At 67.0% G+C, this 23,899-nt stretch carries 24 protein-coding genes; 12 read left to right on the plus strand and 12 right to left on the minus strand.

What is annotated here, in order from left to right:
• Positions 1–26 precede the first annotated feature (26 nt).
• From ACQKLX_RS26215 to ACQKLX_RS26235, 5 genes are all read left to right on the plus strand, one after another.
• Complete coding sequence (locus ACQKLX_RS26215) at positions 27–932, plus strand: LysR family transcriptional regulator (RefSeq protein WP_427364498.1); 906 nt, start codon at positions 27–29, stop codon at positions 930–932.
• 110 nt (positions 933–1,042) lie between these two features.
• On the plus strand, positions 1,043–2,617 hold the full coding sequence (gene hisS / locus ACQKLX_RS26220) for a histidine--tRNA ligase (RefSeq protein ID WP_427364499.1): 1,575 nt from the start codon (positions 1,043–1,045) through the stop codon (positions 2,615–2,617).
• A gap of 93 nt (positions 2,618–2,710) precedes the next feature.
• Positions 2,711–3,817: an ATP phosphoribosyltransferase regulatory subunit gene (locus ACQKLX_RS26225; protein ID WP_427364500.1), complete on the plus strand. Its 1,107-nt coding sequence runs from the start codon at positions 2,711–2,713 to the stop codon at positions 3,815–3,817.
• On the plus strand, positions 3,814–4,809 hold the full coding sequence (hisG, locus tag ACQKLX_RS26230) for an ATP phosphoribosyltransferase (RefSeq protein WP_427364501.1): 996 nt from the start codon (positions 3,814–3,816) through the stop codon (positions 4,807–4,809). Before ACQKLX_RS26225 ends, hisG begins: the two co-directional genes overlap by 4 nt.
• Before the next feature lie 203 nt (positions 4,810–5,012).
• Entirely contained in the window at positions 5,013–5,465 is a 453-nt protein-coding gene (locus tag ACQKLX_RS26235; RefSeq protein ID WP_427364502.1) for an META domain-containing protein, read from the plus strand.
• A gap of 167 nt (positions 5,466–5,632) precedes the next feature.
• On the opposite strand, the gene ACQKLX_RS26240 is transcribed toward ACQKLX_RS26235, so the two are convergent.
• From ACQKLX_RS26240 to groES, 4 genes are all read right to left on the minus strand, one after another.
• Positions 5,633–7,732: an ABC transporter ATP-binding protein/permease gene (locus tag ACQKLX_RS26240; protein WP_427364503.1), complete on the minus strand. Its 2,100-nt coding sequence runs from the start codon at positions 7,730–7,732 to the stop codon at positions 5,633–5,635.
• Between the two features lie 132 nt (positions 7,733–7,864).
• Positions 7,865–8,248 (minus strand): DoxX family protein, encoded by a 384-nt coding sequence (locus tag ACQKLX_RS26245; RefSeq protein WP_427364504.1) that lies wholly within the window; start codon positions 8,246–8,248, stop codon positions 7,865–7,867.
• Positions 8,249–8,429: 181 nt separating this feature from the next.
• Positions 8,430–10,067, minus strand: a complete 1,638-nt coding sequence (gene groL, locus ACQKLX_RS26250; RefSeq protein ID WP_427364505.1) for a chaperonin GroEL — start codon at positions 10,065–10,067, stop codon at positions 8,430–8,432.
• Positions 10,068–10,114: 47 nt separating this feature from the next.
• Positions 10,115–10,402 carry a co-chaperone GroES gene (gene groES / locus ACQKLX_RS26255; protein WP_137883337.1) on the minus strand — a complete coding sequence of 96 codons (288 nt, stop codon included), beginning with the start codon at positions 10,400–10,402 and terminating at the stop codon, positions 10,115–10,117.
• Positions 10,403–10,620: 218 nt separating this feature from the next.
• Here groES and ACQKLX_RS26260 point away from each other — a divergent pair, with 218 nt between their 5' ends.
• Complete coding sequence (locus tag ACQKLX_RS26260; RefSeq protein WP_427364506.1) at positions 10,621–11,076, plus strand: MarR family winged helix-turn-helix transcriptional regulator; 456 nt, start codon at positions 10,621–10,623, stop codon at positions 11,074–11,076.
• Between the two features lie 83 nt (positions 11,077–11,159).
• Positions 11,160–11,633: a PaaI family thioesterase gene (locus tag ACQKLX_RS26265; protein ID WP_427364507.1), complete on the plus strand. Its 474-nt coding sequence runs from the start codon at positions 11,160–11,162 to the stop codon at positions 11,631–11,633.
• 6 nt (positions 11,634–11,639) lie between these two features.
• Here ACQKLX_RS26265 and ACQKLX_RS26270 read toward each other — a convergent pair whose 3' ends face one another.
• Positions 11,640–12,449 carry a helix-turn-helix domain-containing protein gene (locus ACQKLX_RS26270; protein WP_427364508.1) on the minus strand — a complete coding sequence of 270 codons (810 nt, stop codon included), beginning with the start codon at positions 12,447–12,449 and terminating at the stop codon, positions 11,640–11,642.
• Between the two features lie 86 nt (positions 12,450–12,535).
• Between ACQKLX_RS26270 and ACQKLX_RS26275 the strand changes: the two genes are divergently transcribed.
• Positions 12,536–13,036: a hypothetical protein gene (locus tag ACQKLX_RS26275; protein WP_427364509.1), complete on the plus strand. Its 501-nt coding sequence runs from the start codon at positions 12,536–12,538 to the stop codon at positions 13,034–13,036.
• Between the two features lie 16 nt (positions 13,037–13,052).
• Positions 13,053–13,430, plus strand: a complete 378-nt coding sequence (locus ACQKLX_RS26280; RefSeq protein WP_427364510.1) for a VOC family protein — start codon at positions 13,053–13,055, stop codon at positions 13,428–13,430.
• A gap of 15 nt (positions 13,431–13,445) precedes the next feature.
• Here the strand turns inward: ACQKLX_RS26280 and ACQKLX_RS26285 are convergent, their stop codons facing one another.
• The 4 genes from ACQKLX_RS26285 to ACQKLX_RS26300 form a co-directional block, all read right to left on the minus strand.
• Entirely contained in the window at positions 13,446–14,135 is a 690-nt protein-coding gene (locus ACQKLX_RS26285; protein ID WP_427364511.1) for a DUF930 domain-containing protein, read from the minus strand.
• Positions 14,136–14,241: 106 nt separating this feature from the next.
• Positions 14,242–15,084, minus strand: a complete 843-nt coding sequence (locus ACQKLX_RS26290; RefSeq protein ID WP_427364512.1) for a DMT family transporter — start codon at positions 15,082–15,084, stop codon at positions 14,242–14,244.
• On the minus strand, positions 15,081–15,581 hold the full coding sequence (locus tag ACQKLX_RS26295) for a GNAT family N-acetyltransferase (protein WP_427364513.1): 501 nt from the start codon (positions 15,579–15,581) through the stop codon (positions 15,081–15,083). The genes ACQKLX_RS26290 and ACQKLX_RS26295 overlap by 4 nt, the downstream gene beginning before the upstream one ends.
• Positions 15,582–15,646: 65 nt before the next feature.
• Positions 15,647–16,411, minus strand: a complete 765-nt coding sequence (locus ACQKLX_RS26300) for a sulfite exporter TauE/SafE family protein (protein ID WP_427364515.1) — start codon at positions 16,409–16,411, stop codon at positions 15,647–15,649.
• 137 nt (positions 16,412–16,548) lie between these two features.
• Here ACQKLX_RS26300 and ACQKLX_RS26305 point away from each other — a divergent pair, with 137 nt between their 5' ends.
• The gene (locus ACQKLX_RS26305; protein WP_427364517.1) at positions 16,549–17,982 is read left to right on the plus strand and encodes a lipopolysaccharide biosynthesis protein; all 1,434 of its coding nucleotides are present in this window, start codon (positions 16,549–16,551) and stop codon (positions 17,980–17,982) included.
• Positions 17,983–18,277: 295 nt separating this feature from the next.
• The gene (locus tag ACQKLX_RS26310) at positions 18,278–18,994 is read left to right on the plus strand and encodes a L,D-transpeptidase (RefSeq protein WP_427364522.1); all 717 of its coding nucleotides are present in this window, start codon (positions 18,278–18,280) and stop codon (positions 18,992–18,994) included.
• A 79-nt stretch (positions 18,995–19,073) separates the two neighbouring features.
• On the opposite strand, the gene ACQKLX_RS26315 is transcribed toward ACQKLX_RS26310, so the two are convergent.
• The 3 genes from ACQKLX_RS26315 to ACQKLX_RS26325 all read right to left on the minus strand — a co-directional run bounded on the left by ACQKLX_RS26315 (position 19,074) and on the right by ACQKLX_RS26325 (position 22,188).
• Complete coding sequence (locus ACQKLX_RS26315; protein WP_427364518.1) at positions 19,074–19,865, minus strand: DUF2076 domain-containing protein; 792 nt, start codon at positions 19,863–19,865, stop codon at positions 19,074–19,076.
• A 121-nt stretch (positions 19,866–19,986) separates the two neighbouring features.
• A complete protein-coding gene (locus ACQKLX_RS26320; protein WP_427364519.1) occupies positions 19,987–21,291 on the minus strand; it encodes a UDP-glucose dehydrogenase family protein in 1,305 nt (434 codons plus the stop codon).
• A 198-nt stretch (positions 21,292–21,489) separates the two neighbouring features.
• On the minus strand, positions 21,490–22,188 hold the full coding sequence (locus tag ACQKLX_RS26325; protein WP_427364523.1) for a L,D-transpeptidase: 699 nt from the start codon (positions 22,186–22,188) through the stop codon (positions 21,490–21,492).
• Positions 22,189–22,643: 455 nt separating this feature from the next.
• Here ACQKLX_RS26325 and ACQKLX_RS26330 point away from each other — a divergent pair.
• Positions 22,644–23,899, plus strand: a 1,256-nt coding sequence (locus tag ACQKLX_RS26330; protein ID WP_427364520.1) for a HAMP domain-containing protein, incomplete at its 3' end; no start/stop codon positions are given.

Raw genomic sequence — 23,899 nt, forward strand, 5'->3', positions numbered from 1 at the left:
TCCAAAAGAGAAAAGATGGAGGGTGGATGGACCGGTTCGGCGATCTCGACGTCTTCGCCCATGTCGTCACGGCCAAGAGCATGTCTGCTGCTGCCCGCGAACTCAGCCTCTCGCCGGCCGTCATCTCCAAGCGGATCCGCCGCCTGGAGGACCGGCTCGGGGTGCGCCTGCTCCAGCGCACCACGCGCCAGCTCGCGCTGACCGAGGCCGGCCAGGGCTTCTACGAGCGGGTCGTCTCGATCCTCGGTTCGATCGAGGAGGCGGAAGCCTGGGTCGCCAGCGGGGCAGGGCAGGCGCGCGGGACCTTGCGCGTCTCGGCACCGACTTCGTTCGGGCGGATGCATGTCGCGCCGCATCTCAAGCCCTTTCTCGACGCCAATCCGGCTGTGAATGTCGAATTGATCCTGAGCGACGCCTTCGTCGACATCGTCGCCGACGGCTTCGACCTGGCGATCCGGATCGCCGATCTGCGCGATTCCAGCCTGGTGGCCAAGCGGTTGGCGCCGAACCACCGCGTGCTCTGCGCGACGCCGGCCTATCTCTCGGGCCATGGCACCCCCGAGATGATCGAGGACCTGTCGCGCCACACCCTCATTGCCCACAATGCCGACCAATGGCGCCTCGACGGGCCCGAGGGCCAGGTGGCGGTCAAGATCAACGGTCCGCTGCGGACGAACTCCAGCGAGGTCGTGCGCGAGGCGCTGCTGGCTGGCGTCGGCATCGCCCTGCGCTCGACCTGGGATGTCGGGCCGGAGCTGCAATCGGGCGCGCTCGCCAGGGTGCTGCCGGCTTATTCGGTCGGCAAGCGCGTGGCCGTCTACGCGGTCTATCCGAGCCGCCGGCACATGGAGCAGAAGGTCCGCGCCTTCGTCGACTATCTCGCCGAGCTCTATGGCGCGACGCCGTATTGGGATGAAGGATTGGCGCTTTAGCCGCCTGCGCCTAGCCGGATTGCGTGGCCGTGCTTGCCCCTGGCGGCTCAGCGGGCTAACCCGCTGGGCAAAGCCAGTTCCAGCATTCCAACACCCGAGACGCAGATCCCATGTCCGCCGACAAGTCCGCCCCTGCCAAGCTGAAGGCCCGCCAGCCGCGCGGTTTCGTCGATCGCGGCCCCGCCGATGTCGCCGCGACCGAGCGCATGCTCGCCGTGATCCGCAAGAGCTTCTCGCTCTACGGCTTCGATCCGGTCGAGACGCCCTTCGTCGAATACACCGACGCGCTCGGAAAATTCCTGCCGGACCAGGACCGGCCGAACGAGGGCGTCTTTTCCTTCCGGGACGATGATGAGCAATGGCTCTCGCTGCGCTATGACCTGACCGCGCCGCTCGCCCGCCATGTCGCCGAGAACTTCGACGCGCTGCCGAAACCCTATCGCGGCTACCAAGTTGGCTATGTCTTCCGCAACGAGAAGCCGGGGCCGGGCCGTTTCCGCCAGTTCATGCAGTTCGACGCCGACATTGTCGGCTCGAGCTCTGTCGCGGCCGATGCAGAGATCTGCATGCTCGCCGCCGACACGATGGAGAAGCTCGGCATCAAGCGCGGCGACTATGTCGTCAAGGTCAACAACCGCAAGGTGCTCGACGGCGTGATGGATGCAGCCGGCATCGATCGGGGTGCGCGCCTAACGGTGCTCCGGGCGGTCGACAAGGCCGACAAGTTCCCACTCGAAGAGGTCGGCAAGCTCCTGCGCGATGGACGCAAGGACGAGAGCGGGGATTTCACCAAGGGCGCGGGCCTGTCCGAGACGCAGGCCGAGACGATCCTGCGCTATCTCGCCGTTGGCCAGCGGCTGGCCGAGCTCGGCAAATCGACCGCCTCCGACAGCGCTAGGTCGGCCGAGTTGTCCGCTGATGCCGTTGTGGAACTGCGCAAGTTGGTCGAGGACGCCGAGAATGGCGTGGCCGGGATCGAGGAACTCGAACAGATCAGGGAACTGGTCACTGCGGCCGGTTACCTTGGCCGGATCATCATCGATCCCTCCGTCGTCCGCGGCCTCGAATACTACACCGGCCCGGTCTACGAGGTGGAGCTGACCTTCCCGGTCACCAATGAGGACGGGCAGGTCGTGCGCTTCGGCTCGGTCGCGGGTGGCGGGCGCTATGACGGTCTCGTCGGCCGCTTCCGGCCCGAGCCGGTGCCGGCGGCCGGTTTCTCGATCGGCGTCTCCCGGCTCTATTCGGCGCTGAAGGCGGTGAAGTCGCCGATCGTCGACCAGAAGAACGAATTGCCGCTCGTCGTCGTCACCGCGATGGACAACAAGTCGCCGGAGTTCATGCCGGCCTATCAGGCTTTCGTCGCGCAACTGCGCCAGGCCAAGGACGAAGAGGGTAGGGCGCTCTGCCGGGCCGATCTCTATCTCGGCTCGTCCGGTTTCAACGCCCAGATGAAATATGCCGACCGGCGCGGCGCGACCTGCGCTGTCATTCAAGGCTCGTCCGAACGCGAGGCCGGAACGGTGGTGATCAAGGATCTGATCCTCGGCGCCGAGCTCGCCGCTGCGGGCCGCGACGTCAAGGATTCCGCCGAGCACAAGGAACGGCAGGCGCAGGCGCAGTTCTCCGTGCCGGTGGGCGAGCTGGTCGAGGGGGTGAAGCGGGTCTTGGGGCGCTACGCCTGATTCCCGTTCACCCAATTCCCTAAAAACCATCGAAAATCGCGGGCGTCCCTGCTAGGACGGCGCCGCAACAAGGTTTTTTGTAAAGTGCCGGCCATGCGCTCAAAGCTCGAGACCGTGATCGCGCCGTTCGAGCGCGAGGGCTTTTCGCGCGCCGAGCCGGCGATCCTGCAGCCAGTCGAGCCCTTCCTCGATCTCTCCGGCGAGGACATCCGCCGCCGCATCTTCCTGACGCAGGACGATGACGGGCGCGAATGGTGCCTGCGCCCCGAATACACCATCCCCGTGGCACTGGCGCATATCGCCGCCCATGCCGGCGAGCCGGCCTCCTACGCCTATGCCGGCCCGGTCTTCCGCATGCGCGGCGCGAACGAGCCGAGCGAGTTCGCCCAGGCGGGCCTTGAGTCCTTCGGGCGCACGGATTTCGCCGCCGCCGACGCCGAGATCATGGCGCTGACCGTCGAGGCGGCCGCTGCGCTCGGCCTGACCCGGCCGCGCCTGCTGATGGGCGATGTCGCGCTCTTGACCGCGCTGCTGGACCGGCTCGGCGTGCCGCAGGCCGCTCGCCGTCGGCTGATGCGCGCCGTGGCTCAGGGTAAGGGCGCCGATGCCGTCGCCGCGCTCGAGCCGCCCACGAACGAGGTCGAGCACGCCCATGCCGGCCTGCTCAAGGCGCTGGAGGGGCAGGACCCCAAGGCGGCGCGCGCCTTCGTCGAGGACGTGCTCTCGATCGCCGGCATCTCGACTGTCGGGGGCCGTTCAGCCGGCGACATCGCCGAGCGCTTCCTGGCGCGGGCAGCCGAGCGCGACAACCCGGTCAACGGCGAGGCGAGCGGCGTGATCGCGCATGCGCTGGCAATCGGCGGCGATCCGGATGGCGCCTCCGCCGCCCTGCGCAAGCTCGCCGGCGACGCCGGGCTCGACTTGTCGGCCGCGCTCGACGCCTTCGACGAACGCACTGGCTTCCTCGCCGCGCGCGGCGTCGATGTCGCCAACATCTCCTTCTCGGCGGGCTTTGCCCGCAATCTCGACTACTACACCGGCTTCATCTTCGAGCTGCACGACCCGGCCAGGCCGGATCTGAAGCCGATCGCCGGCGGCGGCCGCTATGACGGCGTGCTGCAGCGCCTCGGCGCCCCAGCATCGGTACCGGCCGTCGGCGCCTCGCTCTGGCTCGATCGGCTCGCGGGAGGCAAGGCATGAGCGGGGCGGACAAGATGACAAACGACGCGCCGCTGGTCCTCGCAGTTCCCTCGAAGGGCCGGCTGCAGGAGAACGCCACCGCCTTCTTCGGCCGCGCCGGCCTCTCCTTCGTGCAGGCGCGCGGCCAGCGCGAATATCGCGGCCAGATCGCCGGGCTCGGCGGGGCCGAGGTCGCCTATCTCTCGGCCTCCGAGATCGTCGCGCAGCTCTCCTCCGGCGCCGCCCATCTCGGCATCACCGGCGAGGATCTGGTGCGCGAGCAGGTCGCCGACGCCGATGCCAGCATGGTGTTGCTCGCGCCGCTCGGCTTCGGCCAAGCCAATGTCGTCGTCGCGGTGCCGCAGGCCTGGATCGATGTCCGCACCATGGCCGATCTCGACGACGTCGCCGCGACCATGCGCGCCCGCACCGGCCGCAAGCTGCGTGTCGCCACCAAATACGTGAACCTGACGCGCCGCTTCTTCGCCAATCACGGCCTCGCCGACTACCGCATCGTCGAGAGCCTCGGCGCGACCGAGGGCGCTCCGGCAGCCGGCACCGCCGAGATCGTCGTCGACATCACCACCACCGGCGCGACGCTGTCGGCGAACGCGCTGAAAGTGCTCGACGACGGCGTGATCCTGGCCTCTGAGGCCAATCTCGTGGCCTCCGTGCGCGCGCCCTGGGGCACGCAGGCTCGGGAGGCCGCGGCCGCCATCCTGTCGCGTATCGCGGCGGAGGAGGAAGCGCGGTCGCTACGCGAGGTCCGCGCCGTGCTCAACGCCGTTTCGCCGCAGCGGCTCGGCGAGATCGCGCATCGGCTTGGTGCGCGCCTGCCCTTCGGCGCGGCGGGGAGCGACGGCGTCGTCACCCTGCATTGTCCGCGCAAGGCGGTGTTCCCGCTGGTCGAGGAACTCGGCAAGGCCGGGGCCGACGACATCACCGTGCGCACGCTCGACTATGTCTTCCGCCGCTCCAATCTGCTGATCGAGCGGCTCCTGGCGCGCATCTGACCTGTCCGATTCCCGACGCAATGTCGGGTTAACCAGCCCATGCGAGGCGATTTCAGTGCAAGTCGTACCAAGAGCGGTGCGATCGAGGCTTGCGCTCGCCACCGCGATCGGTGCAGTGGAAAGCGTCGGGTTCTCCTACGGGCCGTCGCGCTCTTTCCAATCGGGGTCTGGACCAGTTGAATACGCAGTCGCGCCTAGGCCTCATGGCCGCTCTCGCTCTCTCCCTGTCGCCGATGCTGGTGACCGATGCGCATGCCCAGCGTCGTCAGCAGATGCCGCCTCGTGGTGAGCAGCAGCAGGAGGCCCCACCGCCGAAGCAGGAGAAGAACTTCCCGCTCGACGCCTCCTGGACGGCGATCCAGATGAACGGCAAGCCGATTACCGGCTACCGCGCCACGCTGAAGGTCGACTCCAATCTGCGCGGCACCGGCTTTGCCGGCTGCAACACCTTCTCGGCCTCGGCCTATCCGCTGCGCCAGCAGGCCTTCGCCGTCGGCCCGATCGCGGTGACCAAGATGGCCTGCGACAAGGGCGCCTCGGATTTCGAGCGCAGCTATCTGATGGCGCTACGCACCGCCCGGCAATGGGATCTGGTCGAGGGCCGTCTCGTCATCAAGACGGGCGCCGGCGAAATCCGCTTCGACCGCGGGATCTGACGGGCGGCACTCTTCCTTCTCCCGTTGTGGGAGGAGGTGGCGCGCAGCGCCGGATGAGGGGTCGCACAGGTCTTGAAAGTTCGAATATCCGGCGCGACGCCAACGATCGGTGTCGCGTGACTCCTCACCCTAACCCTCTCCCGCATGGGAGAGGGGACAGGTCGTGCTCATCCCGCCTCCGCCATGGCCTTCGCCTTCGGGCTGAAGGTGCCATCGGCGTTCTTCTCCATCGCGATCAACTGGTCGTGCAGGTCTCGCAGAGTCGAGCGATGGCCGATCGAGATGATGCTGGTCTGCGGCAGTTCGTGCCGGATCACCGCATAGATCTCGCCTTCCAGCTTCTCGTCGAGCGAGGCGGTCGCCTCGTCGAGGAAGAGCCAGTCGGGCTTGGCCAGAAGGGCGCGCGCGACCGCGAGCCGCTGCTGCTCGCCGCCGGAGAGGCGCTGGCCCCAGAGATCGACCTCGTCGAGCCGCTCTGCGAGGTGGCCGAGCTTGACCTTCTCCATCGCGGCATGGATGTCGGCGTCGCTGAACGCGTCGGGTTCGGAGGGGTAGGCGAGCGCAGCCCTGAGCGAACCCTGCGGCAGGTAAGGCCGCTGCGGCAGCACCAGCATGCGCTGTCCTTCCGGCGTCGCGACCTTGCCTTCGCCGAATGGCCAGATGCCGGCGAGCGCCCGGAACAAGGTCGACTTGCCCGACCCCGACGGACCCATGACCAGTGTCGACTGCCCGGCGGGCAGCGTCAGGTTGGAGGCCTGCACGATCGGCTGCCCGTTCGGCAGGTTGAGCGCGAGTGTCTCTATCGTCGCGTCCTTCACCGGCTTCTCGACGATGTCGATCGCCGCGCCTTCGCCGCCGGCGCCTTGCGCCTCCGCCTTGACGATCGCGGCCTCGAAGGTGGTGAGGCGGTTGATCGAGGCGAGATAGGAGGCGATCGACTGGTAGCTGTTGATGAAGAACGACATCGCCGTCTCGACCCGGCCAAAGGCCGAGGCGACTTGCGTCAGCACGCCGAAGGCGATCTGCCCGCCGAAATAATAGGGCGCGAGCAGGACGTAAGGGATGACGACGTTGGCCTGGTTGTAGGACAGGGTGAAGGTCGTCAGCTTCAGCTTGCGCCAGAGCAGCCGGTAGAAATTCTCGACGATGCCGCCGAAGGTCTCGCCGAGATGGCGGCGCTCCGCGATCTCGCCACGCATCAGCGCGATCTGCTCGGAGTATTCGCGCAGGCGGGCCAGGGCGAAGCGGAAATTCGCTTCGCGCCGCTCCTGCTCGAATTCCAGCGAGATCAGCGGCTTGCCGATCAGGTGGGTGACCCAGGTCGCGAGCGCGGCATAGATCAGCGTCGCCCAGAAGATGAAGCCGGGGATGACGATATCGGTGCCGGGCACCGTGATCGCCACGGGAATGGACCACAGCACGATCGAGAACGAAACCAGCGTCGAGACCTGGGTGATCAGCGTCAGCGAGAAGCTGTAGGTCTGGTTCAAGAAGGAGCGGGTGTCTTCCGAGATGCGCTGGTCGGGGTTGTCGGCGGTGCCGGCGAGCGAGATGCGGTAATGGTTGCCGTTGCCGAGCCAGCGCTTGTTGTATTCGGCCGCCATCCATTCTCGCCAGCGGATCAGCAGCACCGATTGCGCGACCGTCTCGATCAGGTAGCTGATCACTGCAATCGCCGCCCAGACGCAGAAGACGTTGACGAGCTGCTCCCAGAAGACCGGCGCGTTCTTCTCCTGCAGGGCGTTGTTGAAGTCGCGGTAGAAGAAGTTGATGCGCAGGGAGATGCCGACCTGCGCCTGGTTGAGCACGATCAGGAAGACGACGAGCGCGACCGCGAAGGTGCCGAGCCGCATGCGGTAGCGGCCGAACGGTCCGAGATTGGCGATCTGCGGCTCGGAGGATTCGAAATAGGGCGAAGCGATGCGCGCGATACGCTGCACCACCGGCACGAAGGAAACCAGATAGATCAGGATGCCGAAGACGGCGACCGTGGTGGCAAGGCTGGCCGGCGGCGCAGCCGCTTGCCAGGCGGCAGGCCAGAAGCCGAGCTGGGCGATCAACGTGCCGGCGCCGAAGAGGACATACTCCGTGCCGAAGATGCCGGCGAAGATCTTCAGGAAGAACGGGATGGTGGTCGCGCGGAAGGTGGCGAAGGCGAGCAGGACGCCGACGACGCCAAGGCCGAGAATGCTGGCACTGCCGCTTTGCTGGCTGACGACGAGCGCGATCACGGCGAGCGCGGCGACGGCGAAACTCAACAGGCGCATGGCGTCGTCCTTGTCGGGGAATCAGCGCGGAAGGGGCGCTGCGTAGGTGAGAGCGTTGTAGAGCAGCCCTGCGCACAAAAAAGGCCCGGCTCAAGGCCGGGCCACGCTTTTTCAGCGTTTTGTGATGGGCCCTTAGTCCTTGTCGACCGAATAGGCACCGGCACCGGCGGCGAACAGCACGAGGAAGCCGCCGGCCACGGCGAGGTTCTTCATGAATAGCAGCTGCTGCATCGGCTGGGCCCAGTTCATGTGGAACAGCACCGAGGCGGCGATTGTGAAGGCAAACAGGGCGAGCGCCGCGAGGCGGGTCTTGTAGCCGACGACGATCATCAGGCCACCGATCAGCTCGACGATGATGACGAGCGGCAGCAGGATGCCCGGCACGCCGGCCGAGGCCATATAGGTTTGCGTGCCGGCATAGCCGTTGATCTTGGACCAGCCGCCGAGCACGAACATCAGGGCGAGCAGGATGCGGCCGACCAGCTTGGCGGCATCGCCCAGGGCAGGGTTGTTCATCGAAGGACCCCCGAAAGCAGAGCGCGGCAGGATGCCGCACCTGTCACGATCTAGGGCCTACAACCAAAATCGGTGCAAGCACACGGCATCACATGCCTGTGCAAAGCTCTCTGCAGACGAAAAAGGCCCGGCTTGCGCCGGGCCTTCGTACTTCTCGCAAAAGGCGAGGGGCTGGACTTCCTCAGAAGTCCATGCCGCCCATGCCGCCGCCGCCCATCGGAGGCATCGGGGCCTCCTTCTTCGGCAGGTCGGCGACCATCGCCTCGGTGGTGATCAGCAGGCCGGCGATCGAAGCCGCATCCTGGATCGCCGTGCGCACGACCTTGGTCGGGTCGATGATGCCGGCCTTGACCAGATCGCCGTACTCGCCGGTCTGGGCGTTGTAGCCGAAGGAGTAGTCCTTCGACTCCAGCAGCTTGCCGATCACGACCGCACCGTCATCGCCGGCGTTGTCGACGATCTGGCGGGCCGGGGCGGCGATCGCCTTGCGGACGATCTCGACACCGGTCTTCTGGTCGTCGTTCTGGGTCTTGATCGACTTGACCGAGTTCAGGGCGCGCAGCAGGGCGACGCCGCCGCCCGGCAGGATGCCTTCTTCCACCGCAGCGCGGGTGGCGTTCAGGGCATCGTCAACGCGATCCTTCTTCTCCTTGACTTCGACCTCGGTCGCGCCGCCGACGCGGATGACCGCGACGCCGCCGGCGAGCTTGGCCAGGCGCTCCTGGAGCTTCTCGCGGTCGTAGTCCGAGGTGGTCTCCTCGATCTGCGCCTTGATCTGCGCGACGCGGCCCTCGATGTCCTTCTTCTTGCCGGCGCCGTCGATGATCGTGGTGTTCTCCTTCTCGATGCGCACCTTCTTGGCGCGGCCGAGCATGTTGAGCGTCACGGTCTCGAGCTTGATGCCGAGGTCTTCCGAGATCATCTGGCCAGCGGTCAGGATCGAGATGTCCTCGAGCATGGCCTTGCGGCGATCGCCGAAGCCCGGAGCCTTGACGGCCGCGACCTTCAGGCCGCCACGGAGCTTGTTGACGACGAGCGTGGCGAGAGCCTCACCCTCGACATCCTCGGCGATGATGAGCAGCGGCTTGCCGGTCTGCACGACGGCCTCGAGGATCGGCAGCATCGCCTGGAGCGACGACAGCTTCTTCTCGAAGATGAGGATGTAGGGGTCCTCGAGCTCGGCGACCATCTTCTCGGCGTTGGTGATGAAGTACGGCGAGAGATAGCCACGGTCGAACTGCATGCCCTCGACGACGTCGAGCTCGGTGTCGGCGGTCTTGGCTTCCTCGACGGTGATGACACCCTCGTTGCCGACCTTCTGCATGGCGGTCGAGATCATCTTGCCGACCGACTCGTCGCCGTTCGCCGAGATGGTGCCGACCTGCGCGACTTCCGCGTTCGAGGTGACCTTCTTGGAGTTCTTCTTGAGGTCGGCGACGATGGCCTCGACGGCGAGGTCGATGCCGCGCTTCAGGTCCATCGGGTTCATGCCGGCCGCAACCGACTTGGCGCCCTCACGGACGATCGCCTGGGCGAGCACGGTGGCGGTGGTGGTGCCGTCGCCGGCATGGTCGTTCTGGCGCGAAGCGACTTCGCGGACCATCTGCGCGCCCATGTTCTCGAACTTGTCGGCGAGCTCGATCTCCTTGGCGACGGTGACGCCGTCCTTGGTGATGCGGGGAGCGCCGAACGACTTCTCGATCACGACGTTGCGGCCCTTCGGGCCGAGCGTGACCTTGACGGCGTTGGCGAGGACATCGACGCCGCGCAGCATCTTGTCGCGGGCTTCGGTGCCGAATTTGACGTCTTTGGCAGCCATGAGACTACTCCTGATTGGACTTTACGGAAGGGGAATCGTCTGGCTGCTCAGCCGACGATACCCATGATGTCGGATTCCTTCATGATCAGGAGATCCTGGCCGTCGATCTTGACCTCGGTGCCGCTCCACTTGCCGAAGAGGACGCGATCGCCCTTCTTGACATCGAGGGCGACCAGCTTGCCAGCATCGTCGCGGGCGCCGGCGCCAACGGCGACGACCTCGCCCTCCTGGGGCTTTTCCTTGGCGGTGTCGGGGATGATGATGCCACCCTTGGTCTTCTCTTCGCCATCAAGGCGACGGACCACAACGCGGTCATGCAGCGGACGGAACTTCATGGTTCTGTCTTCCTCTCGAATTGTATTCTGAACGGGCTCGTGGGCGGCCCGTGAATGGGGTCTGTTAGCAGTCTCAGTAGCTGAGTGCTAACCGACGTCGCGGAGATAGGCGCGGGGTCTGCCGGAGTCAAGGAAACCGCTGCGCAAAAGGTGAATGCGGCGACCGGCCGCCGATCTGCGCTGCTGCGGCGGAAGCCTAAACCGGTTATCGTGGCGGGATGACGACGCTCGCGCCTGATCTTCATCTCGACGACATCGCCCGTTCCTGCGTCGTGCTGCATGTGCGTATGACGGCACGCGCCGTGACCCGCGCCTATGACGAGGCGATGCGACCGAGCGGCCTGAAAATCACCCAGTTCGTGCTGCTCTCGGCGCTCTCGACCGGCGCCTGGCGCTCGGTGACCGAGCTTGCCGACCGCTTCGCACTGGAGCGGACCTCGCTAACTCGCAACCTGCAACTGCTCGCTGCCGAGAAGCTGATCGAGCCGGTCGATTGCAAAGGCAGGGCGCTGACCTATGCCGTTACCGACAAGGGCCGCGCCGCGATCGAGGCGGCGATCCCATATTGGCGTGCGGCGCAGGACAAGATCGAAGGCGGCCTCGGCCAGGAGCGCTGGAGCGAGACGCGCGACAATCTCAAGACGATCAGGCGAGCGGCGAGGCAGATCGGCTGATCCCCTGATTGCAAGCGGAGCGCTTGACCATGGTGCGTGGCCATCTCTATCGTGCATCTACACGATAAAGATGGAGTTCAGCCATGCCCCGCCAGGTCGGTGTCGTCAGCCGTGATGTCCTGCTGGCGGAGGATGGCACGTCGTTCCTGCGCGGGATGATCGAGGGGCGTCATCCCGGCCCGCCCTTTGCCGATGCGATGGATTTCGACCTGTCCGAGGTCGAGGAGGGCAGAGTGGTCTTCGTCGGCAAGCCTTCGCCGCGCTTCTTCAATCCGCTCGGCACGATCCATGGCGGCTGGACCGCGACGATCCTCGATTCCGCGATGGCCTGCGCCGTGCATTCGACGCTGCGGGTCGGCGAGGGCTACACCACGCTGGAGATGAAGCTGAACTATGTCCGCCCGGTCATGCCCGGCAACGGCCCGGTGCGCTGCGAGGGCAGGCTGATCCATCGTGGCGGCTCGGTCGCGACCAGCGAGGGCAGGCTGGTCGATGCGCAGGGCAAGCTGCTGGCGCATGGCACCGAGACCTGCATGATCTTCGGCGGCAAGCGCTGACGCCGCTCAGGTGCTGCGATAGTCGCTCGGGCTTGCGCCCATCACCCGCCTGAAGCGCCGGTTGAAGGTCGAGAGATCGCCGAAGCCGCAATCGAAGGCGATGCCGGCGACGGGCTGCTCGGTCCGGCGCAGCAGCAACGCCGCCCGGTGCAGGCGGGTGCGCAGCACATATTGATGCGGCGTCATCCCGACGAGAATCCGGAAGGTACGCAGGAAGTGATAGGGGCTCATCGCCGCCAGCCCTGCCAGCGTGTCGAGCGAGAGTGGCTGCTCGCAATGCGCCTCGATATGGCGCAGCGCTCGCGTGATCCGACGCTGGTCGCGGGCACTGGGCGTCTCGGCCCGAGACCTTTGGCCTGACAGCACGCTCGCCACGGCGCCGGCGAGACGCAGCGCGGTCTCTTCGAGCCTTTCGGGTTCACCCGCGGCGATTTCTGCAGCGGCGACGAGATGGGCGAGCGCGGGCAGGGGCGGCAGATGTGCCTGCGCGAAATCCGCGTTCCGGGCGCCGGGCACGGCCGCGACGATGCCTTCGAGCCAGGCCGGCTCGAACTGGAAGGCGAGGCAGCGGTCGCCCGCCGCGTGCTCGTGCCCGCATTCGAAGCAGGCGCCGCGATTGCCGAGCAGCAGCGAGCCCGGCGCCAAAACCGCGCTGCCCTGCGTCGAGCTGTAACGGAACGAGCCGCTGCGGACGATCGCGATGCAGTGCTGCGGGTGCTCTTCTTCGAAGGCCCGGTCGGTTGGGCCGGCCGTGCAGACGATGTCGCTGACCCGCCAGCCAGGGCCCGACGCCAGGAGATGAGCGGTCGCGGTCATGTTCGTGAGTTTAGCAGTTTTTCCCAAGCGAGGCCCGGGCTTCCGGGTCTAGCTGGACGCCAATCTGATCAAGACGGAGCCCGATCATGGCAGCAGCGCCATCGACGCTGGCGGATGTCCTCATCGCCGCCGGGCCGGCGCCGGACTATGCCGACAAGCTCACCCTTTACGGCCAGTTCGTCGGCGCCTGGACGATGGACGCGATCATGCACACCGACAATGGCCAACGCCATGAAGCCAAGGGCGAGATCTGCTTCGGCTGGGTGCTCGGCGGCTGTGCTGTACAGGATGTCTGGAATTTGCCGGGCTTCTTCCACGGCACGACGCTACGCATCTACGATCCCGGGCAGGACGCCTGGCACATCCGCTGGAGCGATCCGCTCAAACAGTACTACACGCACCAGATCGGTCGCGCCGAAGGCAAGGACATTGTCCAGCACGGCAAGCTCGATGACGGCACCGAGATCCGCTGGCGCTTCACCAAGATCACCCCGGACTCGTTCCACTGGATCGGCGACCGCTCGCGAGATGGCGGCGCGAGCTGGCAGGTCCAGGCCGATTTCCGGGCCAAGCGCATCAAAGCCTGAAAGGGAGGAAGAAGTCATGTTCGATCACGTTTCCATCGGCGTTCGCGAGATCGCCCGCAGCAAGCGCTTCTACGACGCTGCGCTCGGTGCGCTCGGCTACGATTGCCTGAGCGCCGACGAAAGCTCACTCGGCTATGGCAAGGGGAGTGTCGGTCTCTGGATCGGCGCGGTCGCCGCGCCAGTGCCGCCGGATCGCGATTCCAACCTGCATTTCTGCTTTGTCGCGCCGACGCGTCAGAGCGTCGATGCCTTCCATGCCGCGGCCTTGGCGGCCGGCGGTGCCGACAACGGCAAGCCGGGCCTGCGCGAATCCTACGGCCCGGACTATTACGCCGCCTTCGTCGTCGATCCCGATGGCTACCGCCTGGAGGCCTATTGCGGCAAGCCGGGCTAAGGCTGCCGGGCAGAGCTAGTGCTCGGGCGGCAGGTCATGCGCCGCCCATTCGCTGCGCGGGATCGGTTCGCCGACGCGGAACTGGAAGCCGGCGACCTTGCCGTTCGCCGCCATCTCGCAGCGGAAGCGCAAGCCGTACCATTGCTTGCGGCTGCGGAAGGCGGCGCCCTCCGCTTCCAGGGTGGACCTCCTCTGCTTCGTGCCGGCCATGGCGAAGGCGACGACGCGATCCGGCTCGAACTCCGCTTTCCAGGCATGGATCTGGCTCATCGCCTCGAGATTGCAGAGCTGCTCGACGCGCTCGCTCGCCTCGAGCGTCTTCAGCGCCTCGCGCGCTCCCCGGCTGCGCGGATTAGCCAGCACGCTCTCGGAATGCAGCGTCTTGGCCGTGATCATCGCCGGCGGTTCGGCTGGCGGCGGGACGGGTGGGGCGATCGGCTTGTCTTGAGGCGGGGTGGCGGGGGCTGATTGTGGAGCCGGTGCGATCTCGGTCACTGGTGCTGGAGCGGGCGCCTGAACCGGCATTGGCGGCGGCGCCAGCGCCTCCGGCCCGACCAGTTCGACCTCGACGCTCGTCTCAATGGCCGGCGCGAAGCCGCTGAAGGCTCGGACAGCGAGCAGGACGCCGAGCAGGATGTGGAAGCAGAGCGCGGCAGGGAGGCCGGGTTCGCGAAGGACGCGAGCAGCGGTGCCGGGACGCTGCATGCCCGGATCAATCACCGTTGGAGCGGAAGCTGGGCATGTGGGGTCGGTCGCTTCCCTCTGGTCCTGGAGCGCACAAGTCCGACCAACCGGGCGATTTTGCGGCAGGTCAGCGCCGGCTGACGGCGAAGGCGCCCGCAACGATCAGTGCCGCGCCGGCATAGGTCGTCCAGAGCGGCGCCTCGCCGAAGACGAACCAGCCGAGCAGGCTCGCCCAGACCAGCGCCGTGTACTCGATCGGCGCCAAGCGCGAGGCCGGGGCACGGGCGAAGGCCGAGGTCAGCGAGAAATGTCCGGCGACGCCGAGCGCGCCAGCGCCGAGATAGGCGAGGAGGTCGCCACTACCCATTGGCACGAAGAAGAAGGAGGCCGGCCAGGCCAGGCACAGCGCGGGTCCGGCGTTCTGGAACAGAACGATGATCGCCGGGTGCTCCTTCACCGCGATCCGGCGCAGCAGGATCAGGTTGAAGGCGTAGGATACCGCCGAGACCAGGGCCGCGGCGACACCGAGTTCGGCCCCGGTGACGCCGCCCTGCAGCCGCGGCCAGACCATCACCAGCATGCCGGCAAGGCCGAAGCCGAGCGCCTGCAGGATACGCCCGTCGAGCCGCTCCTTCAGGATCAGCGCCCCGAGCAGGGCGACGAAGACTGGCGCCAGGAAAGAGAGCGTCAGCGCTTCGGCGAGCGGCAATTCCGAGATCGAGTAGAAGAAGCTGCCGGCGGTCACGATGACCAGAGGTACGCGCAGGCTGTTGCCGATCAGACTCACCCGCGTCGGCCTGGCCGGCCGCAGGACCGCGACGACGATGATCGCGCAAACCGCGCCTGCAGCGAAGCGCATGAACAGCGCCATCAGGAACGGATGCTGCTGCATCTGCGCCTTGATCACCGCGTCCATCGCGGTGAGCAGCGCGATGCCGAACGCGGCCCGCAGCGCGGTATTGGGATTCATGGTCGTGCCGCGGCAAGCGGCTTGCGGAAATGATATTCCCAGGTCGAGGAGACGTCGGCGAGATAGCGCTCGCCCGGCCAGCGCACGAAGCCGAGTTTCTCGTAGAAGCGATGGCCGCGGGCGAACTTGCTGTCCGACCACAGCATCATCTCGCGATAGCCGCCGGCCTCGGCAAAGGCGAGCGTGCGTGCAAACAGCGCCTGCGCCAGGCCGCTGCCGCGCTGGCTCGGATCGGCATAGACCTTGAACAGCTCGACCGCGTTCTGGTCCGGCACCGGCACGACCGCGATCGAGCCGGCGATGCGGCCATCCGGCCCGTCGGCGACCCAGAGCTTGCCGCCCTTCTGCGCATAGTGGCTGGCGGGGCGGCGCAGCTCCGGGAACTCCGACCAGTCGAAGAAACAGTTCGGGTACTCGGCGAAGGTCGCGGCGATCAGGGTTGCGAGCGGCTCCGAATCGGCGTCGGTGGCGTCGCGAAGGGCGGGCAGGGTGGTCATGATGGATCGCTTAGGGCCAATGCGGCCCGCTGCAAAGACGGGTCGCTCGCGCTCCTGCCATGCCGTTATCGCAGCAGTGCGAGCGCGGCGTCGGCGGTCAGCTTGAGCGCGGCGACTGCGAGCAGCAGATAGCAGGCGAAGAACAGCCGCTTCTGGTCGAGCCGCTCGTGCAGCCAGCGTCCCAGCCAGACGCCGAGCGGAGCGGCCGGCAGCAGGGCGAGCGCGGCCCAGAGCGCCTGCGGCTGCTTCAGGCCCAGCGCGATATAGGGCGGCAGCTTGAGCAGGTTGCCGAGCATGAAGAAGGCGATGGTGGTGCCAACGAAAGCGGTCTTGGAGAGCCCGCGCGCCAGGAGGTACATCGCCACCGGCGGGCCGCCGGCATGGGCGATGAAGGTGGTGAAGCCCGAGGTCGTGCCGGCCAGCAACGCCAAGGGCGGAGATACCGGAAGCTTTCCGGCGGGCGCGCTCCGGCCGCGCAGGAACCAATGCGCCGTGAAGGCGAGGGTGACGAGGCCGATGACCAGGGTGACGATGCGGGCGTCGACGATGAGGAAGACCGCATAGCCGATCGCGATGCCGGCGACCAGGCCGGGGATCAGCCAGGCAAGGTCCTTCTTCGACCAGGTCGAGACGCCGAAGCTGCCGATGGCGAAGAGATCCATCGCCGCGACCAGCAGCGCCACCATGATCGCCGCCTGCAGGGGATCGACGACGAGCGCCAGCAGCGGCACGCCGAGAATGGCGAGCCCGCCCCCGAAGGCGCCCTTGCCGATGCCGACGAGCAGGGTGGTGACCCAGCCGACGAGGTAGAACAGCGGGTCGCTAGGCATCGCCTCGGCCTATCGTGATCGGAGAGAGCAAGGCTGAGCCAGTTTCCGCTTGGACATGAGCGGTTTGGCTATTAGGCGGAATCAGCGCAGTCATGCGTGGCCGGCGTCGAGCTGGCAGGCCCCTTCGCGATGGCGTCATGACCGTTCTCCTGCCCTTCGTGATCAATGCCGGGCTGAACTTCCTCCTCGGGCTGCTCATCGCCTATTTCCTCGGCCCCGCGGAGTTTGGCCGCTACGCCATCGGCGCGGCGATCCTCGTCCTGCTCAACACCGCGCTGCTCGACTGGATCAGGCTCTCGGCCGTCCGTTTCTACTCGCAGAAGAGCCGGGAGGACCAGCCGCAGATTCGGGCGACGCTCGACGTGCTGAGCGCCGGCATTACCATTGCGCTCTGCGGCCTCCTGGTCGCGGCCGTCGTCGCCGGCGTCGATTTCGGGCTGCCGGCGATGCTGGTGGCGGGCTCGGTGCTGGGCGGCATCTGCGCCGGTCTGTTCGACTATCACGGCGCCATCGCACGCGCTCGCTTCCTCGACGCGGCCTATGCCCGCCTGATCATCGTCAAGAACGTGCTGGCACTGCTGCTGATGGTCGGCGGCGCCTGGTGGACGCGCGACGCGACGATTGTGATGTTCGGCGGCGTCGTCAGTGCCATGGCGGCGCTGCTGGCGGTGCGGCGCACTCTCGCCGACGCGCCGTTCGCCTGGGCGGCAGCAAGGCGCGACCTCGCACTCGACTTCGCGCGCTATGCGCTGCCGATCGTCGGCGCGAACGCGATCTATTCGCTGATCCCGCTGCTCAACCGCTCGCTGCTCGCCGACAGCAACGGCTTCGCCGAGGCCGGCTATTTCTCGCTCGCGGCCGATATGGGCCTGCGCCTGTTCGGCATGCTCGCCTCGACGCTCGAGATCGTCATGCTGCGCGAGGTGCTGCGGCTCGACGAGACCAAGGGCCGGCGAGCGGCTGAGAAGCGCATCGCCGGCAATTTCGTCATCGTGCTGATGGTCTCGCTGCCGGTCGCCGTGGGCCTCTTCCTGGTCCTGCCGGCCTTCGAGGCGCTCCTGGTGCCTGCGCAGTTCCATGGCCATTTCGCTGGTTATCTGCGGTTGCTCCTGCCCGGTCTCGTCGCGCTCGCGATCTTCGCCGCCGGGATCTACCCGGTCTTCCTGCTCGGCAAGCGCACCGGCCTGGTGACGCTGGCGGCCTGCACCGGCCTCCTCGCCAATCTCGCTTTGGTCTTCGCCGCCGGCGCGCTCGGGCCGGAGCGCTATGCGCTCGGCCAGACCCTCAGCTTCCTCGTCGTCCTCGCCATCACCGGTTGGGTCGGCCTGCGCTCGCTCCCGGTCAGCCCGAACTGGCGCGAGATCGGCATTATCGTCGCGGCGGTGGTCGTCATGGCGGTGGTGGTCTGGCCGCTCTCCGGCCGGCTCGCTCCTCTGCCCGAATTGCTGTTGCAGGGCAGCCTGGGCATCGTCGTCTATGGTGGGCTGATGCTGGCCTTCGACGTGGCCCGTTGCCGGACGCTGCTGCGGCTCTGGCTCGCCATGCGCAAGAGCAGGGGCAGGTCGGGCTGAGTTGGTCTGACCGTTAACACGGGTCCCGCGGTGTGAACTCGGCGTTTACTGCGTTTGCTCGCGGATCGCTAAGGTTAATCCCGGGAATTCGAGCGATTAAGCTGGTTTCGGAGCCGGTAGAGTCAACGATTCACCATTCATTTCAACACATCGCCTCACGCTTCCAACCAACCAGTTGCGTTGAGAGAGTTGCGTCATGCGTGCGATCCGTTTCGTCCCCCTCGCTCTGCTCGCGGGGCTCGCCTCCCTGCCTGACCGGGCTGGTGCCCAGACCTATTGGCGCCCGGCCGATCCGATGGTCACGCATTCGGCTGGCCGCGGCCAATATGGCGGCGGCTTCATCGAGATGCTGATGACCGGCCAGGACCCGACCGATTACGGCCGGGGCGGGGCGGTCTACAACCGGCCGCAACGCGGCGCCTATGGCCAGCAGCCGCAGATGCGCCGCCTCTCCGACTATGAGGCGCCGGTTCCGATCCAGGGCGACCCGATGGAGATGCGCCGCGAGCGCCGCTCCGCTGCGCTCGGAGAGCCGATCCCGGTGGAGCGGCCGATCGCGCGCACGCTCGATCCGCGCTTCCAGAAGCAGGAAGTCGCCTATGACGGCCCGCACAAGCCCGGCACCATCGTCATCGATACGCCACGCAAGTTTCTCTTCCTGGTCCAGCCGGGTGGACGGGCGCTGCGCTATGGCATCGGTGTTGGCCGTCCCGGCTTCGAATGGGCCGGCATGAAGGCCATTACCCGCAAGGCCGAATGGCCGAGCTGGACCCCGCCGGCCGAGATGCTGAAGCGCCGGCCCGACCTGCCGCGCTTCATGGCTGGCGGTCCCGAGAACCCGATGGGCGCGCGCGCGCTCTATCTCGGCTCCTCGCTCTACCGCATCCACGGCACCAACGAGCCGAACACGATCGGCCAGGCGGTTTCCTCCGGCTGCATCCGCATGAACAACGAGGACGTGATCGACCTCTACGAGCGCGTGCGCGTCGGTGCGAAGGTTCTGGTGATCTGAGACGGACGAGCCACGACCCAAAAGAATAGGCCCGCCTGTCGTCAGGCGGGCCTCGTCGTTTCAAGGGGTGGCGCTGAGCTCAGGCCCAGTCGTCGTCGCCTCCGCCGGAGCCGTCGTCATAGCTGCCATCGTCATAGTTGGCGTCCTGATAGCTCGGCTCCTGATAGGCCTGCTGCGGTTCCGCGGCCGGCTGCTGGTCGGCGGCCGTCTGCGTATCCTTTGAGGCCTCGCTGTTCTGCGAGCTGTCCTTGTTCTCGGCCGTGCTGGCTTCGGCCGGCTTGGCCTCGCCCGCTGCGCTCTTGCTGCCGCCGAGCGCATTCATCAGCATGTTGCCCGCGACCATGCCGCCGGCAACGCCGGCCGCCGTGGTCAGCGCGCTCGCCAGGAAACCGCCGCCGCGCGCCGGCGGCTGCGCTGCCTGGTTCTGCCAGGGGCCGGGCGCTGCGCCCATGCCCTGCGGCGCCATGCCCTGCTGGGGCGCAGCAGCCTGTCCGCCCCAGGGCGGCGAAGCCGGCTGCGGCGCGGCACGCTGCGGGAAGGACGGCACCGAGCCCGAACGGGCCGGCTGGCTCGCGCCGCCACCGAAGATACCCGACAGGAAGCCGCCGGATTGCTGAGCCGGCGCGGGAGCGGGCTGCGACTGATTGCGCAGCCGCTCGACTTCGGCCTGCAGCTGGTCGATCTGGCCCTGCAGGCTGGTGAGAGCCTGCTCCTGCACATAGACCGACTGCGCCATCGCATAGACGGCATAGGGCTGTTCGCGCAGCCGATCGGCAATGAAGCGTTCAGCCTCGGGGTCGCGGGGCTGATTTTCCGCCTGACGCAGGCGGTCGAAAATCCCGGCGATCACGTCGCGTTCCTGCGGCGTCATCGTCATCTCCTCTCATGTTGGACAGAGCGGTCGCCCTGTCGCCCCGAAAGGTGGTGACGGCTTATGACGCTATCAAGGCGATGGCCCGGCGCCTTTCTGTCGCGCCGACACAGGCTGTTCGTCAGGCATTTCCGACATTGACATAGGTGAAGCCGCGCTCGCGCATCTCGCCGGAGCGGTAGATGTTGCGCAGGTCGACGACCACGGGATGGCGCAGCGCCGCCTTGACCCGGCCGAGATCGAGCGCGCGGAAGGCGTCCCATTCGGTGACGATCACCAGCGCATCCGCCCCGTCGAGGCAGGAATAGGCGTCGGGAGCGTAGGCGATCTCCGGCATCAGCGTCTTGGCGCTCGCCATCGCCTCGGGGTCGTAGGCGACGATCTCGGCGCCGGCGTCGAGCAGCGCCGTCACGATCGCGAGCGACGGCGCCTCGCGCATGTCGTCGGTGTTCGGCTTGAAGGCGAGGCCGAGGATGGCGATGCGCTTGCCCCGGACCGAACCGCCGCAGGCGGCGATGACCTTGCGCGCCATCGCCCGCTTGCGCTGGTCGTTGACCGCGACCACCGTCTCGACCAGGCGCAAGGGGCTTTCCATGTCCTGCGCCGTCTTGATCAAGGCGAGCGTGTCCTTCGGGAAGCAGGAGCCGCCATAGCCCGGACCGGCATGCAGGAACTTGCCGCCGATGCGGTTGTCGAGGCCGATGCCGCGCGCCACCTCCTGGACATTGGCGCCGACCCGCTCGCACAGTTCGGCGATCTCGTTGATGAAGGTGATCTTGGTCGCAAGGAAGGCGTTGCCGGCGTATTTGATCAGCTCCGACGTCCGGCGCGCGGTGAACAGGAGCGGGGCCGCATTCAGGTAGAGCGGCCGATACAGATCTTCCATGACCTTGCGGGCGCGGTCGTCCTCCGTGCCGATGACGATCCGGTCGGGACGCTTGAAGTCGGCGATGGCGGCGCCTTCGCGCAGGAATTCGGGATTGGAGACCACCGCGAAATCGGCATCTGCCTTCGTTTCGCGCATGATCCGCTCGACCTCGTCGCCGGTGCCGACCGGCACGGTCGACTTGGTCACCACGACGGTGAAGCCGTCGATGGCCGCGACGACGTCGCGCGCGGCCTGATGGACATAGGAGAGGTCGGCATGGCCGTCGCCGCGGCGCGAGGGCGTGCCGACCGCGATGAAGACGGCATCGGCCGCCGCAACTGGCCCGGCGAGCTCGGTGGTGAAGGAGAGCCGCCCGGCGCGGACATTGCTGGCGACGAGGTCGTCGAGGCCGGGCTCGTAGATCGGGATCTCGCCGCGCTTCAGGGCGGCGATCTTGCCGGCGTCGGTGTCGACGCAGGTTACCTCATGGCCGAAATCGGCGAAGCAGGCTCCCGAGACCAGGCCGACATAGCCTGAACCGATCATCGTCACGCGCATCTGGCGTTCTCATCGTCTCGCCGGCGGGCTGCCGGCTGGCAGGGCGTAGCGCAAAACCGCGCCGAGGCAAATCGCAGCGGCCCATGTCTGCGGGAGTAGCCCGATCTGGCGAAGAGACCGTGACGGCGCCACGGCCAGATGAAAAAGGGCGGCTGCGAGCCGCCCTTTTCGGGAACCAAGTAGCTCGGACGCGAGCCCTCAGATGTCGTCGGGCGGCAGCGGCGCGTCGGTCTCGTCGATCTGCGGTTCGCCGATCGGGTTGCGGTTCAGCACGACCACGGGGGTTCCGGTCGGGACGCGGCTGTGAAGATCGATGATGTCCTGGTTGAACAGACGGATGCAGCCGGAGGAGACGGCCTTGCCGATCGACCAGGGCTCGCTGGTGCCATGGATGCGGTAAAGCGTGTCGCGGTCGCCCTGGTAGAGATAAAGGGCGCGCGCGCCGAGCGGGTTCTCGATCCCGCCGGCCATGCCGCCGGCCCAACGGGCGTTCCGCTCCGGCTCGCGGGCGATCATGGCGGCGGTCGGCGTCCAGCGTGGCCATTCCGCCTTGCGGGCGACGGTGGCGCGGCCACGCCAGGACATGCCCTGCTTGCCGACGCCGATGCCGTAGCGGATGGCGCGACCGTTCTCGCGGACGAGGTAGAGATAGCGGGCCGAGGTGTCGACCACGATCGTGCCGGGCCGCTCCGGGGTCCGATAGTCGACCTCCTGGCGCAGGAAGCGCGTGTCGACCTCGTCGATGTCGGTCGCAGGCAGCGGATGGCGCTCATCCGGCCGCTCGTCATACATCGACAGGAAGGCTGCGTTGTGATGGACCGGCGTGCGCGCCTCGAAGGGCTGCTGCGGGCCCGATACACAGCCGGCCAGACCGACGGGGACGAAGGCCGAGACCATCGTCAGGAAGCGGCGGCGGGAGCAGGTGGCGGAAGCATCAGGCTGGGCGGACATAACTCGGCTCTTATGGGTGCGGCTGGCAGCGGAAACATGCGAATTGCCGACAAGTTCCAATGAATTCTCGTCGGCTGACCCCTTTCACTTCATGGCGCGGCATGGCGCCGGGGTGAAAAGGATGTGGCGAAATGATGGCCGACGCAGAGCGTGGCCCGAATGCCACAGTACGACATGCCGGCACTGCATGCCGCAACCTGCGCATGCGTCTTCTCGCGTTTGCAGCGGAAAGGAGCAGATCGCCGCGTTTTTTGGCAGTTTCCCAAGAGGAAAGCCATTGCCTTAAACGGCCCTTAACCACTGCTGGCAAAGCTTTTTGGGCCTCATCGGCTTCGGTGCCTGGTCATGCCGAAAGTGTAAGTGCCGGTCGATCCTGACCGTGCGGCAGTACGAGCAAGAATATGAAATCGATCCGTTTCAAAGTGCTGGCGATGCTGGGGATCATCGTCGCCGGCGCGGTGCTCTCGGCAGCATTGAGCCTCTACGCCTTGTCGCGCTCCAGCGACCTCAACGCGCGTTCCGATGTCCAGGGCGAGATCGCGCTGGTCACCGAGCGGATCAACACTCAGGTCTTCGCCGTGGTGATGGATTCCCGCGGCATCTATATGTCGAAGGACGCCAAGGAGGCGGAAGCCTTCGCCAAGCCGAAGGAGGCCCGCTTCCCGGTGATGCGCAAGCTCGCCGCCGATCTGGTCGCCCTGGTGCCGGTGCAGGAGCGTGAAACCGCGCTCAAACTGCAGAAGTCGGTCGAGGAGTTCATCGCCTTCCGCGCCGAGCTGATTCGGCTCGGCCGCGAGGTCTCGACCGCGGCGGCCAATCAGCAGGGCAACAACGATCAGAACCGTGCCAATCGCAAGGCGCTGAACGACCAACTCGTCGCCTTCGGCAAGCGCAACGAGGAGGTCGGCAACCGGCTTGCCGAGGAGGCGGCCGCTTTCACGCGCCAGGTCCAATGGATTCTGCCGGCTGTGCTGCTCGCCGCGCTGCTTGCCTCGATCGCGGCGGCGATTCTGTTCGCGCAGCGCTCGATCACGCGCCCGCTGATCGATCTCAGTGCGACCATGAGCAGCCTCACCGCCGGCGAGACCGCGATCGCGGTTCCGCACACCAAGCGGCAGGACGAGATCGGCGACATGGCGCGGGCCGTCGCCGTGCTGCGCCAGAGCACCGAGCAGGTCGCGCTGCTGCAGGAGCAGGAGCGTGCCGCGGCAGCGGAGCGGATTCGCTCGGCCGATGCGATGTCCGTCGTCGTCTCGGATGTCGGCGAGGTGGTTGCGGCAGCGGCTGCGGGTGATTTCTCGGCGAGGCTCCAGGTCGAGGATGCCGACGAGCAGATGCAGAAGCTGGTCGCCGGCATCAACGAGATCAACGCCGTGGTCGACAGCGCCACGACCGAGTTCGTCGAGGTCCTTAACGCGCTGGCGGCAGGGGATCTGACCCGTCAGGTGCCGACGGCCTATCGCGGCCGCTTCGCCGAGCTCAAGGAGGCCGTCAACGAGACGATCACGCGCCTTTCGGCGACGGTGTCGACGATCCAGATGACGGCATCGGATGTCGGGATCGCGGCGCGGGAGATCAACATGGGCGCGGACGATCTGTCGAAGCGCACCGAGGAGCAGGCCTCCTCGCTGGAGGAGACCGCGGCGACGACCGAGGA

This window comes from Allobosea sp. NPDC003192, assembly GCF_050275675.1.
In the GTDB taxonomy this organism is placed as follows: Bacteria; Pseudomonadota; Alphaproteobacteria; order Rhizobiales; family Beijerinckiaceae; genus Allobosea.

What these genes read in the sequence shown, in the direction of transcription:
- ACQKLX_RS26215 (WP_427364498.1), top strand. Translation starts at nt 27, where the DNA reads ATGGACCGGTTCGGCGATCTCGACGTCTTCGCCCATGTCGTCACGGCC.
- hisS (WP_427364499.1), top strand. Translation starts at nt 1,043, where the DNA reads ATGTCCGCCGACAAGTCCGCCCCTGCCAAGCTGAAGGCCCGCCAGCCG.
- ACQKLX_RS26225 (WP_427364500.1), top strand. Translation starts at nt 2,711, where the DNA reads ATGCGCTCAAAGCTCGAGACCGTGATCGCGCCGTTCGAGCGCGAGGGC.
- hisG (WP_427364501.1), top strand. Translation starts at nt 3,814, where the DNA reads ATGAGCGGGGCGGACAAGATGACAAACGACGCGCCGCTGGTCCTCGCA.
- ACQKLX_RS26235 (WP_427364502.1), top strand. Translation starts at nt 5,013, where the DNA reads ATGGCCGCTCTCGCTCTCTCCCTGTCGCCGATGCTGGTGACCGATGCG.
- ACQKLX_RS26240 (WP_427364503.1), bottom strand. Translation starts at nt 7,732, where the DNA reads ATGCGCCTGTTGAGTTTCGCCGTCGCCGCGCTCGCCGTGATCGCGCTC.
- ACQKLX_RS26245 (WP_427364504.1), bottom strand. Translation starts at nt 8,248, where the DNA reads ATGAACAACCCTGCCCTGGGCGATGCCGCCAAGCTGGTCGGCCGCATC.
- groL (WP_427364505.1), bottom strand. Translation starts at nt 10,067, where the DNA reads ATGGCTGCCAAAGACGTCAAATTCGGCACCGAAGCCCGCGACAAGATG.
- groES (WP_137883337.1), bottom strand. Translation starts at nt 10,402, where the DNA reads ATGAAGTTCCGTCCGCTGCATGACCGCGTTGTGGTCCGTCGCCTTGAT.
- ACQKLX_RS26260 (WP_427364506.1), top strand. Translation starts at nt 10,621, where the DNA reads ATGACGACGCTCGCGCCTGATCTTCATCTCGACGACATCGCCCGTTCC.
- ACQKLX_RS26265 (WP_427364507.1), top strand. Translation starts at nt 11,160, where the DNA reads ATGCCCCGCCAGGTCGGTGTCGTCAGCCGTGATGTCCTGCTGGCGGAG.
- ACQKLX_RS26270 (WP_427364508.1), bottom strand. Translation starts at nt 12,449, where the DNA reads ATGACCGCGACCGCTCATCTCCTGGCGTCGGGCCCTGGCTGGCGGGTC.
- ACQKLX_RS26275 (WP_427364509.1), top strand. Translation starts at nt 12,536, where the DNA reads ATGGCAGCAGCGCCATCGACGCTGGCGGATGTCCTCATCGCCGCCGGG.
- ACQKLX_RS26280 (WP_427364510.1), top strand. Translation starts at nt 13,053, where the DNA reads ATGTTCGATCACGTTTCCATCGGCGTTCGCGAGATCGCCCGCAGCAAG.
- ACQKLX_RS26285 (WP_427364511.1), bottom strand. Translation starts at nt 14,135, where the DNA reads ATGCAGCGTCCCGGCACCGCTGCTCGCGTCCTTCGCGAACCCGGCCTC.
- ACQKLX_RS26290 (WP_427364512.1), bottom strand. Translation starts at nt 15,084, where the DNA reads ATGAATCCCAATACCGCGCTGCGGGCCGCGTTCGGCATCGCGCTGCTC.
- ACQKLX_RS26295 (WP_427364513.1), bottom strand. Translation starts at nt 15,581, where the DNA reads ATGACCACCCTGCCCGCCCTTCGCGACGCCACCGACGCCGATTCGGAG.
- ACQKLX_RS26300 (WP_427364515.1), bottom strand. Translation starts at nt 16,411, where the DNA reads ATGCCTAGCGACCCGCTGTTCTACCTCGTCGGCTGGGTCACCACCCTG.
- ACQKLX_RS26305 (WP_427364517.1), top strand. Translation starts at nt 16,549, where the DNA reads ATGACCGTTCTCCTGCCCTTCGTGATCAATGCCGGGCTGAACTTCCTC.
- ACQKLX_RS26310 (WP_427364522.1), top strand. Translation starts at nt 18,278, where the DNA reads ATGGTCACGCATTCGGCTGGCCGCGGCCAATATGGCGGCGGCTTCATC.
- ACQKLX_RS26315 (WP_427364518.1), bottom strand. Translation starts at nt 19,865, where the DNA reads ATGACGCCGCAGGAACGCGACGTGATCGCCGGGATTTTCGACCGCCTG.
- ACQKLX_RS26320 (WP_427364519.1), bottom strand. Translation starts at nt 21,291, where the DNA reads ATGCGCGTGACGATGATCGGTTCAGGCTATGTCGGCCTGGTCTCGGGA.
- ACQKLX_RS26325 (WP_427364523.1), bottom strand. Translation starts at nt 22,188, where the DNA reads ATGGTCTCGGCCTTCGTCCCCGTCGGTCTGGCCGGCTGTGTATCGGGC.